16 protein-coding genes are annotated in these 17,125 nt (G+C 59.2%); 3 read left to right on the top strand and 13 right to left on the bottom strand.

Annotation, left to right across the window (positions count from 1 at the left end; translation table 11 throughout):
* Positions 1–17 precede the first annotated feature (17 nt).
* Together mutS and fdxA are read left to right on the top strand one after the other, a co-directional pair.
* Complete coding sequence (gene mutS / locus AB4N53_RS25405; RefSeq protein WP_460124506.1) at positions 18–2,600, top strand: DNA mismatch repair protein MutS; 2,583 nt, start codon at positions 18–20, stop codon at positions 2,598–2,600.
* A 163-nt stretch (positions 2,601–2,763) separates the two neighbouring features.
* Positions 2,764–3,087, top strand: coding sequence for a ferredoxin FdxA (fdxA, locus tag AB4N53_RS25400; protein ID WP_101157903.1), 324 nt, complete (start codon positions 2,764–2,766; stop codon positions 3,085–3,087).
* Between the two features lie 533 nt (positions 3,088–3,620).
* On the opposite strand, the gene rpoS is transcribed toward fdxA, so the two are convergent.
* The 8 genes from rpoS to AB4N53_RS25360 form a co-directional block, all read right to left on the bottom strand.
* Positions 3,621–4,628, bottom strand: coding sequence for an RNA polymerase sigma factor RpoS (gene rpoS / locus AB4N53_RS25395; RefSeq protein ID WP_460124501.1), 1,008 nt, complete (start codon positions 4,626–4,628; stop codon positions 3,621–3,623).
* 106 nt (positions 4,629–4,734) lie between these two features.
* Entirely contained in the window at positions 4,735–5,604 is an 870-nt protein-coding gene (locus tag AB4N53_RS25390) for a peptidoglycan DD-metalloendopeptidase family protein (protein WP_016771452.1), read from the bottom strand.
* A 212-nt stretch (positions 5,605–5,816) separates the two neighbouring features.
* Complete coding sequence (locus AB4N53_RS25385) at positions 5,817–6,452, bottom strand: protein-L-isoaspartate(D-aspartate) O-methyltransferase (protein ID WP_460124498.1); 636 nt, start codon at positions 6,450–6,452, stop codon at positions 5,817–5,819.
* A 38-nt stretch (positions 6,453–6,490) separates the two neighbouring features.
* On the bottom strand, positions 6,491–7,240 hold the full coding sequence (surE, locus tag AB4N53_RS25380; RefSeq protein WP_024011837.1) for a 5'/3'-nucleotidase SurE: 750 nt from the start codon (positions 7,238–7,240) through the stop codon (positions 6,491–6,493).
* Positions 7,228–8,286, bottom strand: a complete 1,059-nt coding sequence (gene truD, locus AB4N53_RS25375) for a tRNA pseudouridine(13) synthase TruD (RefSeq protein ID WP_460124495.1) — start codon at positions 8,284–8,286, stop codon at positions 7,228–7,230. Before truD ends, surE begins: the two co-directional genes overlap by 13 nt.
* Positions 8,283–8,756, bottom strand: a complete 474-nt coding sequence (gene ispF / locus AB4N53_RS25370; RefSeq protein WP_016771456.1) for a 2-C-methyl-D-erythritol 2,4-cyclodiphosphate synthase — start codon at positions 8,754–8,756, stop codon at positions 8,283–8,285. Before ispF ends, truD begins: the two co-directional genes overlap by 4 nt.
* A 43-nt stretch (positions 8,757–8,799) precedes the next feature.
* Positions 8,800–9,645, bottom strand: a complete 846-nt coding sequence (gene fghA / locus AB4N53_RS25365; RefSeq protein ID WP_460124491.1) for an S-formylglutathione hydrolase — start codon at positions 9,643–9,645, stop codon at positions 8,800–8,802.
* Between the two features lie 88 nt (positions 9,646–9,733).
* A complete protein-coding gene (locus AB4N53_RS25360) occupies positions 9,734–10,846 on the bottom strand; it encodes an S-(hydroxymethyl)glutathione dehydrogenase/class III alcohol dehydrogenase (RefSeq protein WP_110600129.1) in 1,113 nt (370 codons plus the stop codon).
* Between the two features lie 116 nt (positions 10,847–10,962).
* Between AB4N53_RS25360 and AB4N53_RS25355 the strand changes: the two genes are divergently transcribed.
* Positions 10,963–11,859 carry a LysR family transcriptional regulator gene (locus tag AB4N53_RS25355; protein ID WP_056783227.1) on the top strand — a complete coding sequence of 299 codons (897 nt, stop codon included), beginning with the start codon at positions 10,963–10,965 and terminating at the stop codon, positions 11,857–11,859.
* A 132-nt stretch (positions 11,860–11,991) separates the two neighbouring features.
* Here AB4N53_RS25355 and ispD read toward each other — a convergent pair whose 3' ends face one another.
* From ispD to AB4N53_RS25330, 5 genes are all read right to left on the bottom strand, one after another.
* Positions 11,992–12,699, bottom strand: coding sequence for a 2-C-methyl-D-erythritol 4-phosphate cytidylyltransferase (ispD, locus tag AB4N53_RS25350; RefSeq protein WP_460124486.1), 708 nt, complete (start codon positions 12,697–12,699; stop codon positions 11,992–11,994).
* Positions 12,696–12,974, bottom strand: a complete 279-nt coding sequence (gene ftsB, locus AB4N53_RS25345) for a cell division protein FtsB (RefSeq protein ID WP_007964293.1) — start codon at positions 12,972–12,974, stop codon at positions 12,696–12,698. Before ftsB ends, ispD begins: the two co-directional genes overlap by 4 nt.
* 169 nt (positions 12,975–13,143) lie before the next feature.
* Positions 13,144–14,433, bottom strand: coding sequence for a phosphopyruvate hydratase (gene eno / locus AB4N53_RS25340; protein ID WP_041478121.1), 1,290 nt, complete (start codon positions 14,431–14,433; stop codon positions 13,144–13,146).
* A 155-nt stretch (positions 14,434–14,588) separates the two neighbouring features.
* Positions 14,589–15,434 (bottom strand): 3-deoxy-8-phosphooctulonate synthase, encoded by an 846-nt coding sequence (gene kdsA / locus AB4N53_RS25335; protein WP_460124482.1) that lies wholly within the window; start codon positions 15,432–15,434, stop codon positions 14,589–14,591.
* A gap of 4 nt (positions 15,435–15,438) precedes the next feature.
* Positions 15,439–17,070, bottom strand: coding sequence for a CTP synthase (locus tag AB4N53_RS25330; protein WP_016771462.1), 1,632 nt, complete (start codon positions 17,068–17,070; stop codon positions 15,439–15,441).
* Positions 17,071–17,125 lie beyond the last annotated feature (55 nt).

The raw sequence follows: 17,125 nt of genomic DNA, 5'->3' as shown, positions 1-17,125 counted from the left end.
AGTTGCCCGACAATCCGATGAATAAAGCCGTCTCCGACCTGTCCTCCCACACTCCGATGATGCAGCAATACTGGCGCCTGAAGAATCAGCACCCGGATCAGCTGATGTTCTATCGCATGGGCGATTTCTACGAGATCTTCTACGAAGATGCGAAGAAAGCCGCCAAGTTGCTGGATATCACCCTGACCGCGCGCGGACAGTCGGCGGGGCAGGCGATTCCGATGTGTGGGATTCCTTACCACGCGGCGGAAGGGTATCTGGCGAAACTGGTCAAGCTCGGCGAGTCGGTGGTGATCTGTGAACAGGTCGGCGATCCGGCCACCAGCAAAGGCCCGGTCGAGCGCCAAGTGGTGCGGATCATCACGCCCGGGACGGTCAGCGACGAAGCGTTACTCGATGAGCGCCGCGATAACCTGATTGCAGCCGTATTGGGCGACGAGCGTCTGTTCGGTCTGGCGGTGCTGGACATCACCAGCGGCAACTTCACCGTGCTCGAGATCAAAGGTTGGGAAAACCTCTTGGCGGAACTGGAGCGGGTCAATCCGGTGGAGCTGCTGATTCCGGATGACTGGCCGAAAGACCTGCCGGCGGAAAAACGCCGTGGCGTACGTCGTCGTGCGCCGTGGGACTTTGAGCGTGACTCGGCGTTGAAAAGTCTCTGCCAGCAGTTTTCCACCCAAGACCTGAAAGGGTTCGGCTGCGAAAACCTGACCCTGGCCATCGGCGCTGCCGGTTGCCTGCTGGCCTACGCCAAGGAAACCCAACGCACCGCTTTGCCCCACTTGCGTAGCCTGCGTCACGAACGTCTCGATGACACCGTGGTGCTCGACGGCGCCAGCCGACGAAATCTCGAGCTGGATACCAACCTGGCCGGCGGCCGCGACAACACCCTGCAATCGGTGGTCGATCGTTGCCAGACCGCCATGGGCAGTCGTTTACTGACCCGCTGGTTGAACCGGCCGCTGCGCGATCTGACGGTGCTGCTCGCCCGTCAGACTTCGATCCGCTGCCTGCTCGACGGCTACCGCTTCGAAAAGCTGCAACCGCAGCTCAAGGAAATCGGCGACATCGAGCGGATCCTGGCACGAATCGGTCTACGCAATGCGCGGCCGCGCGACTTGGCGCGTCTGCGTGATGCCCTCGGCGCGCTGCCTGAGCTGAAAGCGGCAATGACCGATCTGGAAGCGCCGCACCTGCAGCATCTGGCGGCCACCACCAGCACCTATCCGGAACTGGCGGCGCTGCTGGCAAAAGCCATTATCGACAACCCGCCGGCGGTGATCCGTGACGGCGGCGTGTTGAAAACCGGTTACGACAGCGAACTCGACGAACTGCAATCGCTGAGCGAAAACGCCGGCCAGTTCCTCATCGATCTCGAAGCCCGAGAGAAAGCGCGCACCGGTCTGGCCAATCTGAAAGTCGGTTACAACCGTATCCACGGCTACTTCATCGAGCTGCCGAGCAAGCAGGCTGAATCGGCGCCGGCCGACTACATCCGCCGGCAGACGCTCAAGGGCGCCGAGCGTTTCATCACGCCCGAGCTGAAAGAATTCGAAGATAAGGCGCTGTCGGCCAAAAGTCGCGCGCTCGCCCGGGAAAAAATGCTGTACGAAGCGCTGCTCGAAGACTTGATCAGTCAATTACCGCCATTGCAGGACACCGCCGGCGCATTGGCCGAACTGGATGTGCTGAGCAACCTCGCCGAGCGTGCGCTGAACCTCGACCTTAACTGCCCGCGCTTCGTCAGCGAGCCGTGCATGCGCATCACCCAGGGGCGTCACCCGGTGGTAGAGCAAGTACTCACCACACCGTTCGTGGCCAACGATCTGAGTCTGGACGACAACACGCGCATGCTGGTGATCACCGGCCCGAACATGGGCGGTAAATCCACCTACATGCGGCAAACCGCTTTGATCGTGCTGCTGGCGCATATCGGCAGTTTCGTGCCGGCCGCAAGTTGCGAGTTGTCGCTGGTCGATCGGATCTTCACTCGCATCGGTTCCAGCGATGATCTGGCCGGTGGTCGCTCGACCTTCATGGTCGAGATGAGCGAAACCGCCAACATCCTGCATAACGCTACCGAGCGCAGTCTGGTGCTGATGGACGAAGTCGGGCGCGGCACCAGCACCTTTGACGGTCTGTCGCTGGCGTGGGCGGCGGCCGAGCGCTTGGCTCATCTGCGCGCCTACACCTTGTTCGCCACGCACTATTTTGAACTGACCGTGTTGCCGGAAGCCGAACCTCTTGTAGCTAACGTTCACCTGAACGCTACCGAGCACAACGAACGCATCGTGTTCCTGCACCACGTTCTGCCCGGGCCGGCCAGCCAGAGCTACGGCTTGGCAGTGGCGCAACTGGCGGGTGTGCCGAGCGAGGTGATCCTGCGTGCGCGTGAGCATCTGAGTCGCCTGGAAGACACCGCCCTGCCCCACGAAGCGCCGAAACCGGCAGCCAAAGGCAAACCGTCGCCACCGCAGCAAAGCGATATGTTCGCCTCGCTGCCACATCCGGTGCTCGATGAATTGGCCAAGGTCGATCTGGACGATATGACGCCACGCCGTGCGCTCGAAATGCTCTATGCACTGAAGAACCGGATATAAGCACTGAAGAAGCGGATATAACGCAATTCGCTTCAAGCTGTTAGAATCTCGCGCGGTTCGGGATGCTGCTGGCTCATAGCCTGGTCAGCAGGTATCGCTCCCGAACCTGGCGACCCCAACCGTGAAGGGGCAACGCTGCCGCCGCCTGAGGAGAAAATTAGAAATGACCTTCGTCGTCACCGACAACTGCATCAAGTGCAAGTACACCGACTGCGTAGAAGTCTGTCCGGTGGACTGCTTTTACGAAGGCCCGAACTTCCTGGTGATTCACCCGGACGAGTGCATCGACTGCGCGCTGTGTGAACCAGAATGCCCGGCTGTGGCGATCTTCTCGGAAGACGAGATCCCAAGCGGCATGGAAAACTTCATCGAGCTCAATGCCGAGTTGGCGGATATCTGGCCGAACATCACCGAGCGCAAGGATCCTCTCCCGGATTCTGCCGAGTGGGATGGCAAGCCGAACAAGATCGAACAACTCGAACGCTGATCTACCCCCGCGCTCGACTGAAAAGGCCCCTTGCGGGCCTTTTTGCTTTTGCAGGTTCTACTTTTCTGCAGACGAAAAAAGGGGCGGTATGACCCGCCCACATTTTTTCCCTATTCCCTGTATTCCTTTTCATCGTCCTGATGAATCGCCTCCTGCGATGTCCGTTCCCCTCTTCCGTGAAGGGCGTGTCTGTCCGTCGACACAGCCCTGATATTAGAGAGTTTCCGCAGCGGAGCAATCAGGCTCAGGTGAATGACTACGCTGACATAAATACATAACAATTGAAAAATCATCATCTAAATCAGAAAGTTACCGATTGACGGCGATTGCAATCGCCTTCTGCCGAAGTGTAAAAATAGCGAACACTTACGACACAGTAAGCAAAGGCTTACAGCGCGAGACTACAAACTCAGAAAATGCTGACCGCTCGTCTGGCACCTCGCTTGCCAGACCCGATGCACGAGACAGGCATAAACAAAAAGCCCCGGCTGATTGAATCAGCCGGGGCTTTTTGCGGGCGGTCGATCAGGCGCTTATTGGAACAGCGACTCGCTCGACAGGCCATTCTTCTCCAGGATCTCGCGAAGGCGCTTGAGGCCTTCCACCTGGATCTGCCGAACCCGCTCGCGGGTCAGACCGATCTCCAGGCCGACATCTTCCAGCGTACTGCTTTCGTGACCGCGCAGGCCGAAGCGGCGGATAACTACCTCGCGCTGCTTATCGGTCAGTTCCGACAGCCATTGATCGATGCTCTGCGACAGGTCATCGTCCTGCAGCAGTTCGCACGGATCGGTCGGACGATCATCAGTGAGGGTGTCCAGCAGGGTTTTATCCGAATCCGGACCCAGCGAGACGTCGACCGAAGAAACCCGTTCGTTGAGGCCGAGCATGCGCTTGACCTCGCCCACCGGTTTCTCCAGCAGGTTGGCGATTTCTTCGGGTGAAGGTTCGTGGTCGAGTTTTTGCGTCAGTTCCCGTGCGGCCCGCAGGTACACGTTGAGCTCCTTGACCACGTGTATCGGCAACCGGATGGTCCGGGTCTGATTCATGATCGCGCGTTCGATGGTCTGACGGATCCACCAGGTGGCGTAGGTCGAGAAGCGGAAACCGCGCTCGGGATCGAACTTTTCCACCGCACGGATCAAGCCGAGGTTGCCCTCTTCGATCAGATCCAGCAGCGACAGCCCCCGATTGACGTAACGCCGGGCGATCTTGACCACCAGCCGCAGGTTACTTTCGATCATGCGCTTGCGCCCGGCAGGATCGCCACTTTGCGACAAGCGCGCAAAATGAACTTCTTCTTCCGGGGAGAGCAGAGGGGAAAAGCCGATTTCGTTGAGATACAGCTGCGTGGCATCAAGTGCCCGAGTGTAGTCGATGTATTTATGTTGTTTGAGTGTGGCGGAGTGTCTGGATTTGGAACGAACGGAAGGTGGAGCAGCCCCTTCATCGCTCAACATCGAATCCGAATCGATGCCGGTCTCCATAAGGAGAACCTCATCGTCGATGTCAAACTCCGGCACTTCTTTACTGAGAGCCATTGTTATAGTCCTTTGGTGAGTTCGACCCCAAGCTCAAGCGACGCCTTTATCCTTGGCAACGCTGGAGCCTGTCCCCTCTACGCGACGGAACAGGCTGGCTTACAAATCAACGTCTTGGCAGGAACTGCAGCGGATCCACAGGTTTACCTTGGCGGCGAATCTCAAAATGCAGTTTCACCCGGTCTGTACCCGTTGACCCCATTTCGGCAATTGTCTGTCCGACCTTGACCTGCTGCCCCTCCCGAACCAACAGCCTGCGGTTATGTCCGTAAGCACTGACGTAGGTTTCGCTGTGTTTGATGATGACCAATTCGCCGTAGCCCCTTAAGCCACTCCCGGCGTATACGACCGTCCCATCAGACGCAGCTAAAACAGGCTGTCCCAAATCTCCGGCGATATCAATTCCTTTATTCAAACTACCGTTTGAAGAGAATTTTCCAATCAGAACGCCATTAGATGGCCATCCCCAGCCGGTCGGGGCCGGGCCTGCCGGAGGCAGTGGAGCGGGTGCAGGTTTGCTCGCGACGGACGGTACAACCCCTTTGGAACCGGTGGTTGTAGTGGTAGTAGTGCCATTCGCCTGGCGCCGGATTACTGTGGTTTTACTCGACGAAGAAGGTGAAGAACTGGAGTTGCTCACCACCGCTGTCGGCGTTGAACCGCTGCGCCCGTCGAAGCGAATTGTCTGACCCGGATGGATCGTATACGGCGTAGGAATATTGTTCCGGGCGGCGAGGGTTTTGTAGTCCCAGCCGTAACGAAAGGCGATCGAAAACAAGGTATCGCCGGGACGGACTACATATTGCCCGGTAGTAACGGTCGGACGTTGCGCGACCGAATTATTGCGATCGACAACCCGTACGTTGCTCGATTTGGTGCTGGAGCAACCGACCAGCAAGGTGCTCAAGACAAGGCCAGTCACCAGGCGCTGAAAGCTCGTGTTACCCATACGCTGCGCAATGACTGTGAGACTCACCCGCCGCTCCCTTTGTGGTGGCTGAAAATTCTGAATGCCGCGTTGCGGCATGAGGTGTCGCAAAGTATAACGGGCCGAACCGGCTTTACCTTTAATGAAGCGAAATCACCGGGCGCACACGTTTGCCTATGGCAAGTACGCTGCGTTTAAAACCTGGCTGCCGGTGTAAGACCGGCGCCGTTGAAAGGAATTCAGCGCCTGTGTACAAATGCTCAAGCCAGTGGCCCGTTGAGCAAAGGCACGAAACGTACAGCGCCCAAAACGTGTCGGGAAAAGCCATGTTCTTCGCGCACGATCAGCATCAGTTGCTGTACTTCACCGGAGCCGACCGGAATCACCATGCGTCCACCTGGAGCCAGTTGATCAAGCAACGCTTGCGGCACGTCGGTCGCCACGGCGGTAACGATGATGCCGTTGTACGGCGCCAGCGCCGGCCAGCCTTCCCAGCCATCGCCCCAGCGAAACACCACGTTGCGCAGGTTCAACTCGACCAGACGCTCCTTGGCGCGATCCTGCAGCACCTTGATACGTTCGACCGAAAACACCCGCTCAACCAGTTGCGACAAGACTGCCGTCTGGTAACCGGAGCCAGTGCCGATCTCCAGCACTTTATCCAGCGGACCCGCTTCCAGCAGCAGCTCGCTCATGCGCGCCACCATGTAAGGCTGGGAGATGGTCTGGTTGTTGCCGATCGGCAGCGCGGTGTCTTCATAAGCGCGATGCGCCAGCGCCTCATCGACAAACAGATGACGCGGGGTGCGGCGGATCACTTCCAGCACTTTGGCGTTCGTCACGCCTTCTTCATACAGACGCTGGATCAGTCGCTCACGTGTACGTTGGGAGGTCATGCCAATTCCGCTACGCAGGCGGTCGTCATGTTCACGCATCAGCTCAGCCCTCCCAGCCAGCCATCGAGACTTCTGAAGGCATCATTGAAGGTGCGATCGAGCTGCAACGGCGTGATGGACACATAGCCCTGCATCACGGCATGAAAATCGGTGCCCGGGCCGCCATCTTCAGCGTCGCCGGCAGCAGCAATCCAGTAACCGGCCTTGCCGCGCGGATCGACCACTTTCATCGGCGCCGCCGCGCGGGCGCGATGGCCAAGGCGGGTCAACTGAATGCCACGGATGTGATCGATGGGCAGATTGGGGATGTTCACGTTGAGTACCGTGCGCGGTGGCAGATCGAGCCCGGCGTGGGCCTCGACCAGTTTGCGCGCAAAGTAGGCCGCTGTCGGCAGGTTGTCCACCTGACGCGAGACCAGGGAAAAGGCAAACGATGGGCGCTCGAGAAATCGTCCTTCAAGGGCTGCCGCTACGGTCCCGGAATACAGCACGTCGTCACCGAGGTTGGCGCCCAGGTTGATTCCCGAAACCACCATGTCCGCTTCGCGCTCAAGCAAGCCGTTAAGGCCCAGGTGAATGCAATCGGTCGGTGTGCCGTTGAGGCTGATAAAGCCGTTGGCCAGGTATTGCGGGTGCAGCGGACGGTCGAGCGTCAGCGAACTGCTGGCGCCGCTTTTGTCCTGCTCCGGGGCGATAACCACGCATTCGGTGTAATCCGCCAGCGCAGCATAAAGCGCGGCAAGACCGGGCGCGGTTACCCCATCGTCGTTAGAAATCAGAATACGCATGGGCTGTCCGTCTGCCCCACCGGCACCAGATCAACGAGCTCGCGCACCAATACGGTGGCGAAGCATCCGGCCGGGAGGACGAATTCCAGTTGCAGAATGTCAGGTTGGGGATAATGCCACGTCAACCCGCCAATGGGCAGCCGCAGGATGCGACGTTCATGGCTCATGCCGGCGTGGATCAACCAGTCGCGCAGCTCCGCTTCGCGGGCGGCGATCTCCTGCTCCAGTTCATGGACAGCACCAGCAGCCGGCGAGTCACCTTCGCCCCACTGCGGACCGGTCGGGTGCAGGTCGAGAATTGCCAGACGCGGGTCGCTGCATTCGGCTTCACCGGCAGGAAAAAAACTGCGACTGTCAGTAAACGCCAGCAAATCGCCAACCCGCGCGGTGTTCCAGGAGCCATCAGCGACACGCGCCGCCAGCACCTGGTTGAACAGAAAGCTGCGCGCCGTCGACAGCAAGCGCGAACGCACATTGCGCTGTTCGGGCAAAGCCTTTCGCGCCGCCCACCCTCGCGCATCGACGACGTTGCCGCCGTCATGGCCGAAGCGCTGGGCGCCGAAATAATTGGGAATGCCCTGCTTGGCGATCAGTTGCAGGCGCTGTTCAATCGCGTCCTTGTCGCCATTGAATTGCGTCAGGCGCAACGTGAAACCGTTGGCCGAATGCGCACCGCGTTGCAGTTTGCGTTTATGACGCGTGGTCTTGAGGATCTTCAGCGTGTCGTTTTCAGCCGCCGACAGATCCGGATCGGCCTTGCCCGGCAACTGCACGCTGAACCACTGTCGGGTCAGGGCCTGACGGTCTTTCAGGCCGGCATAGCTGACGGTGCGCAACGGCACGCCCGCCGCTTTGGCGATACGCCGCGCCGCTTCCTCGGTATTGAGGCCGCGCTTTTCCACCCAGATCCACAGATGTTCGCCGTCACCGCTGAACGGAATATCCAGCACTTCATCGACCTGAAAATCTTCGGCAATGGCTTTCAGTACCGCTGTGCCGAGCGCTTCGCCATAGGCCCGCGGGCCGAGCAATTGCAGTTCATTCATGCGCGCAGCAACAAGGCAACGGAGTGCACGGCGATGCCTTCTTCGCGACCGACAAAGCCAAGCTTTTCGGTGGTGGTAGCTTTGACGTTCACTTGATCCAACTCAACTTGAAGATCCGCCGCGATCAGCGCGCGCATCGATTCGATATGCGGCGCCATTTTTGGCGCCTGGGCAACGATGGTGTTGTCGACGTTGCCGACTTTCCAGCCCTTGGCGTGGATCAGACTGACCACATGACGCAGCAGGACACGGCTGTCGGCGCCCTTGAATTGCGGGTCGGTGTCCGGGAAATGTTTGCCGATATCACCCAGCGCCGCAGCGCCGAGCAAGGCATCGCTCAAGGCGTGCAGCAGGACGTCACCGTCGGAATGAGCGAGCAGCCCGAAGCTGTGTGCAATCTGCACGCCGCCCAGAGTAATGAAATCGCCTTCAGCGAAACGGTGCACATCGTAGCCGTGGCCAATACGCATAAAAAAACGCCCCGATTTTTGTCAGGGCGTGATTCTACCTGCATTAACCGCGCAGAGCGCGCGCGTGATGCTGCAAGTGGTCGTCAATGAAGCTTGCGATGAAGAAATAGCTATGGTCGTAGCCCGGTTGCAGGCGCAGCTCCAGCGGATGCCCCGCTTGTTTTGCTGCGTGTTGCAGGGCTTCGGGCTTGAGCTGGGTGGCCAGGAAATCATCGCGATCACCTTGATCGACCAGCAACGGCAACTTCTCGGTCGCATCGGCGATCAGCACACAGGCGTCCCACTCTTTCCATTTCGAGCGGTCTTCGCCCAAATAGTTGGAAAAGGCCTTCTGCCCCCACGGGCAATCGATCGGATGGGTGATCGGCGAAAAGGCCGACACCGATCTATACCGCCCAGGATTGCGCAAGGCACAGACCAAAGCACCGTGGCCGCCCATCGAGTGGCCGCTGATGCTGCGCTTGTCGGACGCGGGGAAATGCGCTTCAACCAGTGCAGGCAATTCCTTCACGACATAGTCATGCATCTGATAATGATGCGCCCATGGCTCCTGGGTGGCGTTCAGATAAAACCCCGCGCCGAGACCAAAGTCCCAAGCCTTGCCCGCATCGTCCGGGACATCCGGGCCACGCGGACTGGTATCCGGTGCGACGATGATCAGACCGAGCTCCGCAGCCATGCGCATCGCACCGGCCTTCTGCATGAAATTCTCATCGGTGCAGGTCAGCCCCGACAACCAGTACAGCACCGGCAGCTTGCCGCCCTGCTCTGCCTGCGGCGGCAGGTACACGGCAAAGACCATGTCGCAATTCAGCACTTCGGAACGATGGCGGTAGCGCTTGTGCCAGCCACCGAAACTCTTCTGGCAGGAAATGTTTTCCAGATTCATAGCACTTCAGCCGCAAGCTGCGAGCTTCAAGCTGCAAGAGGGCGTTGCGCCTGCTTGCAGCTTGTGGCTTGTAGCTTGCCGCTGCTCCTTAGAAATGAATGACTGTGCGGATGCTCTTGCCTTCGTGCATCAGGTCGAACGCCTTGTTGATATCTTCCAGGCCCATGGTGTGGGTGATGAAGGTATCCAGCGGGATCTCGCCGCTCTGGGCCATGTCGACGTAGCTCGGCAATTCAGTACGGCCACGCACGCCGCCGAACGCCGAACCGCGCCAGACGCGACCGGTGACCAACTGGAATGGGCGGGTGGCGATTTCCTGCCCGGCACCGGCAACGCCGATGATGACCGACTCGCCCCAGCCTTTGTGGCAGCACTCAAGCGCGGCGCGCATCAGTTGCACATTGCCGATGCACTCGAAGGAGAAGTCGACGCCGCCATCGGTCATGTCGACGATCACTTCCTGAATCGGACGATCGTAGTCTTTCGGGTTCACGCAATCAGTGGCACCGAGTTGTTTGGCGATTTCGAACTTGGCCGGGTTGATGTCGATGGCGATGATGCGCGCAGCCTTGGCTTTCACCGCGCCGATCACCGCCGACAAGCCGATACCACCGAGACCGAAGATGGCCACGGTGTCACCTGGCTTGACCTTGGCAGTGTTGAGCACGGCGCCGATGCCGGTGGTCACGCCGCAACCGAGCAGGCAGACCTTTTCCAGCGGCGCGTCTTTGGAGATCTTCGCTACGGAAATTTCCGGCAGTACGGTGTACTCCGAAAACGTCGATGTGCCCATGTAGTGGAAAATCGTTTCGCCCTTGTAGGAAAAGCGCGAAGTGCCATCCGGCATCAGGCCTTTGCCTTGGGTGGCACGAATGGCTTGGCAGAGGTTGGTCTTGCCCGACTTGCAGAATTTGCACTGGCCACATTCCGGGGTGTACAGCGGAATGACGTGATCACCGACGGCAACCGAGGTCACGCCCTCACCGATCGCTTCAACGATGGCGCCGCCTTCGTGACCAAGGATCGACGGGAAGATGCCTTCCGGGTCAGCACCGGACAACGTGTAGGCATCGGTGTGGCACACCCCGGAAGCGACGACGCGCAGCAACACTTCACCAGCCTTGGGCATGGCGACATCGACTTCTACGATTTCCAGCGGCTTCTTGGCCTCGAAGGCAACGGCGGCGCGCGACTTGATCATGCTGACTCTCCAGTGAATCCAGTGAATAAAAAAGCAGACAGACAGTGTAGTTCAGCGCGCTCTGAGGAATAATCCGGGCGAAAGCAAAACATTATTGCCATACAGGGATAATCCAAGTGTCGGAAAACCGCTGGGAAGGCATCGACGAGTTCGTTGCCGTCGCCGAATGCAACCAATTCACCGCCGCTGCCGAGCGTCTTGGAGTTTCTTCCTCGCACATCAGTCGACAAATCGTACGGCTCGAAGAGCGTTTGCAGACGCGCCTGCTCTACCGCAGCACCCGGCGAGTTACGTTGACCGAAGCCGGGCAGACTTTCCTGCAACATTGCCAGCGCCTGCAGGACGGTCGCGAAGAAGCCTTGCGCGCGGTAGGCGATCTGACCAGCGAACCGAAAGGCATGCTGCGCATGACCTGCGCGGTGGCCTATGGCGAACGCTTTATCGTGCCGCTGGTGACTCGCTTCATGGGGCTTTACCCGCAGCTGCGTATCGATATCGAGCTGAGCAATCGCCAACTGGACCTGGTGCATGAAGGGCTGGATCTGGCGATTCGCTTGGGACGGCTACAGGATTCACGCTTGGTTGCGACACGCCTGGCGCCACGGAGAATGTACCTGTGCGCATCGCCGTCCTACCTGGAACGGTACGGGCGCCCACACAGTCTGTCGGAATTGAGTCGGCACAATTGCCTGATCGGCAGTTCGGATATCTGGCAACTGGAACAGAACGGACGGGAGTTTTCCCAGCGGGTGCAAGGTAACTGGCGTTGCAACAGTGGGCAGGCGGTGCTGGATGCGGCGCTTCAGGGTGTCGGTCTGTGTCAGTTGCCTGACTATTACGTGCTCGAGCATTTGCACAGTGGCGCGCTGATTTCCTTGCTCGAGGCGCATCAGCCGCCGAATACGGCGGTGTGGGCGCTGTATCCGCAGCAGCGGCATTTGTCGCCGAAGGTGCGCAAGTTGGTGGATTATTTGAAGGTGGGGCTGGCTGAAAGGCCGGAGTACAAGCTTTGAGTTATTGGTTGCCTGTGCGACCGCTTTCGCGAGCAGGCTCGCTCCCACAATTGACCGAGTTCGACAGCTGAATGTATTCCCACTGTGGGAGCGAGCCTGCTCGCGAAGGCAATGGCACAGCGACCACAAACCTCAGCGGCGATTCGCCCACCGCTGGCGCAACCACTCCAGATCTTCCGGCCGGGTCACCTTGAGGTTATCCGCCCGCCCTTCGATCAGACGCGGTGCCAGACCGGCCCATTCCATCGCCGAAGCTTCATCTGTTATCACGGCATCCGCAACCAGGCTGTCGGCCAACGCCCGATGCAACGCACCGAGGCGGAACATCTGCGGTGTATATGCCTGCCAGATCACGCTGCGATCCACCGTTTCAACCACACGACCGTTTTTATCAACGCGTTTGAGCGTGTCGCGAGCGGGCACCGCCAACAGACCACCGACCGGGTCTTCCGCGAGTTCGGCAAGCAACTTGTCGAGATCATCGCGACTCAGATTCGGTCGCGCAGCATCGTGCACCAACACCCAATCGTCATCGTCGGCACCTTGCGCATGCAGGTGCAGCAAGGCATTGAGCACCGAAGCGGAACGCTCCGCCCCGCCATCAACCCGCTGAATGCGCGAATCGTTGACGCACGCCAGATTCGGCCAATAGGGATCATCGACAGCAAGACTGACCACCAGGCCCTTGAGGCTCGGGTGATCGAGGAAACAGCCGAGGCTGTGTTCGAGAATTGTGCGCCCGCCCAGTTGCAGGTATTGCTTGGGACGGTCCGCGGCCATTCGGGCACCGACGCCCGCGGCAGGAATCACGGCCCAGAAGGCCGGCAGGGAATTGATCATTGGGCCAACTGGTAAAGGGTTTCGCCGTCCTTGACCATGCCCAGTTCGTGACGAGCCCGCTCTTCAACGGTCTCCATGCCTTTCTTCAGCTCGCTGACTTCAGCGTCCATCACCCGGTTGCGCTCCAGCAGGCCTTCGTTTTCGGCATGTTGGTCGGCGATCTGCTGTTTCAGCTCGGCGACCTGCGCCAGACTGCCATTGCCCACCCACAGGCGGTACTGCAGACCGGCCAGCAGCAAGAGCAAAACAAGAAACAACCAGTAAGGACTGCGCATCGAATATCAGGTATCCAGTGAAAAAAGACAGCCACGCATAATGTTGCAGCATCTGATAGCACGAAGCCTGGAAAGATCCAGGCTTGTGCTTAAGGCATCAGATTAGTGGCAAATCCATCGCTGTCACGACTTTTCCGACACAATCCGGTGTCCTTTGATCAGGTTGCGCTTAACCGCGGAACTCGGCGCGGCCGTTGTACTTGGCCTTGCCGTTCAACTGCTCTTCGATACGCAGCAGTTGGTTGTACTTGGAAACGCGGTCGGAGCGGCACAGCGAACCGGTCTTGATCTGGCCAGCCGAGGTGCCCACGGCCAGATCGGCAATGGTCGAATCTTCGGTTTCGCCGGAGCGGTGCGAGATCACTGCGGTGTAGCCGGCAGCCTTGGCCATCTGGATGGCTTCCAGGGTTTCGGTCAGGGTGCCGATCTGGTTGAACTTGATCAGGATCGAGTTGGCGATCTTTTTATCGATGCCTTCTTTCAGGATCTTGGTGTTGGTTACGAACAGGTCGTCGCCCACCAGCTGGGTCTTCTCGCCGATCTTGTCGGTGAGGATTTTCCAGCCGGCCCAGTCGGACTCGTCCAGACCGTCTTCGATGGAGATGATCGGATAACGCTCGGTCAGGCCTTTGAGGTAGTCGGCGAAACCTTCAGCAGTGAACACCTGGCCTTCACCGGACAGGTTGTACTTGCCGTCTTCGTAGAACTCGCTCGCGGCGCAGTCCAGCGCCAGGGTCACGTCGGTGCCCAGCTTGTAACCGGCATTGGCCACAGCTTCGGAGATCACTTTCAGCGCGTCTTCGTTGGACGCCAGGTTCGGTGCGAAACCGCCTTCGTCACCAACGGCAGTGCTCAGGCCACGGGCCTTCAGCACGGCTTTCAAGTGATGGAAAATCTCGGTGCCCATGCGCAGACCTTCCGAGAAAGACTTGGCGCCAACTGGCTGGACCATGAATTCCTGGATGTCGACGTTGTTATCGGCGTGCTCGCCACCGTTGATGATGTTCATCATCGGTACCGGCATCGAGTACACACCCGGGGTGCCGTTGAGGTTGGCGATGTGTGCGTACAGCGGCAGGTCCTGATCCTGCGCAGCCGCCTTGGCCGCAGCCAGGGACACGGCGAGGATGGCGTTGGCGCCCAGGGTCGCTTTGTTTTCGGTACCGTCGAGCTTGATCATCGCCTGGTCCAGCGCTTTCTGGTCGCTCGGGTCAGTGCCCAGCAGCAGATCGCGGATCGGACCGTTGATGTTGGCTACCGCCTTGAGCACGCCCTTGCCCAGGTAACGGCTCTTGTCGCCATCACGCAGCTCGAGTGCTTCACGCGAGCCAGTGGATGCACCGGACGGCGCGCAGGCGCTGCCGATGATGCCGTTGTCGAGAAGCACGTCCGCTTCCACGGTGGGATTGCCACGGGAGTCGAGAACTTCACGACCTTTGATGTCGACGATTTTTGCCATTGTTGTAAACACTCCAAAGTTGACGAAAACGACGCAGCTAGAGGAAATCTTTATCGTCGGCAAGCGAGGTACAGCGGGCAGACTTGCAGACGACAGCGCTCAAGCCCGAGGGCCTGAGCGACAAATCGTGCGGTACTTTACCGGAGAATCGAGTGTTACGCGGTTTCTACCGTCGGAAAACTCTTCACCAGTTCATCCAGAGCTTTGAGCTGGGCCAGGAATGGCTCCAGTTTGTCCAGACGCAAGGCGCAAGGACCGTCGCATTTGGCGTTGTCCGGATCCGGGTGCGCTTCGAGGAACAGACCCGCCAGCGACTGGCTCATTCCAGCCTTGGCCAGATCCAGAACCTGGGCACGACGACCACCGGCGGAGTCGGCACGACCGCCCGGCATTTGCAGCGCGTGGGTCACGTCGAAGAATACAGGGTACTCGAACTGCTTCATGATGCCGAAGCCGAGCATGTCGACCACGAGGTTGTTGTAGCCGAAGCTCGAACCGCGCTCGCAGAGGATCAACTGATCGTTACCCGCTTCGACGCACTTGTTCAGGATGTGTTTCATTTCCTGAGGCGCGAGGAACTGGGCTTTTTTGATGTTGATCACGGCATTGGTCTTGGCCATCGCGACGACCAGATCGGTCTGACGCGACAGGAAGGCCGGCAACTGAATGATGTCGCAGATTTCGGCGACGACCGCAGCCTGATCCGGCTCGTGGACGTCGGTGATGATCGGCACGCCAAAGGCTTGCTTGATGTCCTGGAAGATGCGCATGCCCTCTTCCAGGCCAGGACCGCGATACGAAGTCACAGAAGACCGGTTGGCCTTGTCGAAGCTGGCCTTGAACACGTATGGGATACCGAGTTTTTCGGTGACCTTCACGTACTCTTCGCAAACCTGCATGGCCATGTCACGGCTTTCCAGCACGTTCATGCCGCCGAACAGCACCATGGGTTTGTCGTTGGCAATCTCGATGTCGCCGACGCGGATGATCTTCTGTGCCATCGGGTTACGCCTTCTTCTGGTGTTGAGCCAACGCGGCTTTGACGAAACCGCTGAACAGCGGATGACCGTCGCGTGGGGTCGAGGTGAACTCAGGGTGGAACTGGCAAGCGACGAACCATGGATGATCCGGCGCTTCTACCACTTCGACCAGCGCAGCATCGGCGGAACGACCGGAGATTTTCAGGCCGGCTTCGATGATCTGCGGCAGCAGGTTGTTGTTCACTTCGTAACGGTGACGGTGACGCTCGACGATCACATCCTTGCCGTAGCAATCGTGCACTTTGGAGCCCGGCTCGAGCAGGCAATCCTGCGCGCCGAGGCGCATGGTGCCGCCCAGATCGGACGCTTCGGTACGCACTTCGACAGCGCCGGTGGCGTCTTCCCACTCGGTGATCAGACCGACAACCGGATGGCCGCTGGCACGATCGAACTCGGTGGAGTTGGCATCTTTCCAGCCCAGCACGTTACGGGCGAACTCGATGACCGCTACTTGCATGCCCAGGCAGATACCGAGGTACGGAACCTTGTTTTCGCGAGCGTACTGAACGGCAGTGATCTTGCCTTCCACGCCGCGCAGACCGAAGCCGCCCGGCACCAGAATCGCGTCGACACCTTCGAGCAGCGCAGTGCCCTGGTTCTCGATGTCTTCGGAATCGATGTAGCGCAGGTTGACCTTGGTGCGGTTGCTGATGCCGGCATGGCTCATCGCTTCGATCAGCGACTTGTAGGCGTCGAGCAGTTCCATGTACTTGCCGACCATGGCGATGGTCACTTCGTGTTCCGGGTTCAGCTTGGCATCGACCACTGCGTCCCACTCGGACAGGTCGGCGCTGCCGCACTGCAGACCGAAACGCTCAACGACGAAATCGTCCAGGCCCTGCGAATGCAGGATGCCCGGGATCTTGTAGATGGTATCGGCGTCTTCCAGGGCGATCACCGCACGCTCTTCAACGTTGGTGAATTGCGCGATCTTGCGACGCGAGGACACGTCGATCGGGTGATCGGAACGGCACACCAGCACGTCTGGCTGCAGACCGATCGAACGCAGTTCCTTGACGGAGTGCTGGGTCGGCTTGGTCTTGGTTTCGCCAGCGGTGGCGATGTACGGCACCAGCGTCAGGTGCATCAGCATCGCGCGCTTGGCGCCGACTTCGAAACGCAACTGGCGGATGGCTTCGAGGAATGGTTGCGACTCGATGTCACCGACGGTGCCACCGATCTCGACCATCGCCACGTCTGCGTCACCGGCACCCTTGATGATGCGGCGCTTGATTTCGTCGGTGATGTGCGGGATCACCTGGATGGTTGCACCCAGATAGTCGCCACGGCGCTCTTTGCGCAGCACGTGCTCGTAGACACGGCCGGTGGTGAAGTTGTTGTTCTGGGTCATGGTCGTGCGGATGAACCGCTCGTAGTGCCCCAGATCCAGGTCGGTCTCGGCGCCGTCGTGGGTGACGAACACTTCACCGTGCTGGAACGGACTCATGGTGCCTGGATCGACGTTGATGTACGGATCCAGCTTCAGCATGGTGACCTTAAGCCCCCGCGCCTCCAGGATAGCCGCCAATGAAGCCGAGGCAATGCCTTTCCCCAATGAAGAAACAACACCGCCCGTGACGAATATGTAGCGCGTCATGAAAAACCCTAGAAGTCTGCGTTAAAGCGGAACGAGCCGCCGGGGAAAGCGAAGG

The organism is Pseudomonas sp. H3_E04, assembly GCF_054668915.1.
The sequence above is the reverse complement of the archived record's forward strand: the minus strand, read 5'-3'. Positions and strand labels throughout refer to the sequence as shown.

What these genes read in the sequence shown, in the direction of transcription:
- ispD (WP_460124486.1), bottom strand. Translation starts at nt 12,699, where the DNA reads ATGATCAATTCCCTGCCGGCCTTCTGGGCCGTGATTCCTGCCGCGGGC.
- surE (WP_024011837.1), bottom strand. Translation starts at nt 7,240, where the DNA reads ATGCGTATTCTGATTTCTAACGACGATGGGGTAACCGCGCCCGGTCTT.
- mutS (WP_460124506.1), top strand. Translation starts at nt 18, where the DNA reads ATGAATAAAGCCGTCTCCGACCTGTCCTCCCACACTCCGATGATGCAG.
- AB4N53_RS25330 (WP_016771462.1), bottom strand. Translation starts at nt 17,070, where the DNA reads ATGACGCGCTACATATTCGTCACGGGCGGTGTTGTTTCTTCATTGGGG.
- AB4N53_RS25360 (WP_110600129.1), bottom strand. Translation starts at nt 10,846, where the DNA reads ATGATCAAGTCGCGCGCCGCCGTTGCCTTCGAGGCCAAGAAGCCGCTG.
- rpoS (WP_460124501.1), bottom strand. Translation starts at nt 4,628, where the DNA reads ATGGCTCTCAGTAAAGAAGTGCCGGAGTTTGACATCGACGATGAGGTT.
- truD (WP_460124495.1), bottom strand. Translation starts at nt 8,286, where the DNA reads ATGAATGAACTGCAATTGCTCGGCCCGCGGGCCTATGGCGAAGCGCTC.
- ispF (WP_016771456.1), bottom strand. Translation starts at nt 8,756, where the DNA reads ATGCGTATTGGCCACGGCTACGATGTGCACCGTTTCGCTGAAGGCGAT.
- eno (WP_041478121.1), bottom strand. Translation starts at nt 14,433, where the DNA reads ATGGCAAAAATCGTCGACATCAAAGGTCGTGAAGTTCTCGACTCCCGT.
- kdsA (WP_460124482.1), bottom strand. Translation starts at nt 15,434, where the DNA reads ATGGCACAGAAGATCATCCGCGTCGGCGACATCGAGATTGCCAACGAC.
- ftsB (WP_007964293.1), bottom strand. Translation starts at nt 12,974, where the DNA reads ATGCGCAGTCCTTACTGGTTGTTTCTTGTTTTGCTCTTGCTGCTGGCC.
- fdxA (WP_101157903.1), top strand. Translation starts at nt 2,764, where the DNA reads ATGACCTTCGTCGTCACCGACAACTGCATCAAGTGCAAGTACACCGAC.
- AB4N53_RS25385 (WP_460124498.1), bottom strand. Translation starts at nt 6,452, where the DNA reads ATGACCTCCCAACGTACACGTGAGCGACTGATCCAGCGTCTGTATGAA.
- fghA (WP_460124491.1), bottom strand. Translation starts at nt 9,645, where the DNA reads ATGAATCTGGAAAACATTTCCTGCCAGAAGAGTTTCGGTGGCTGGCAC.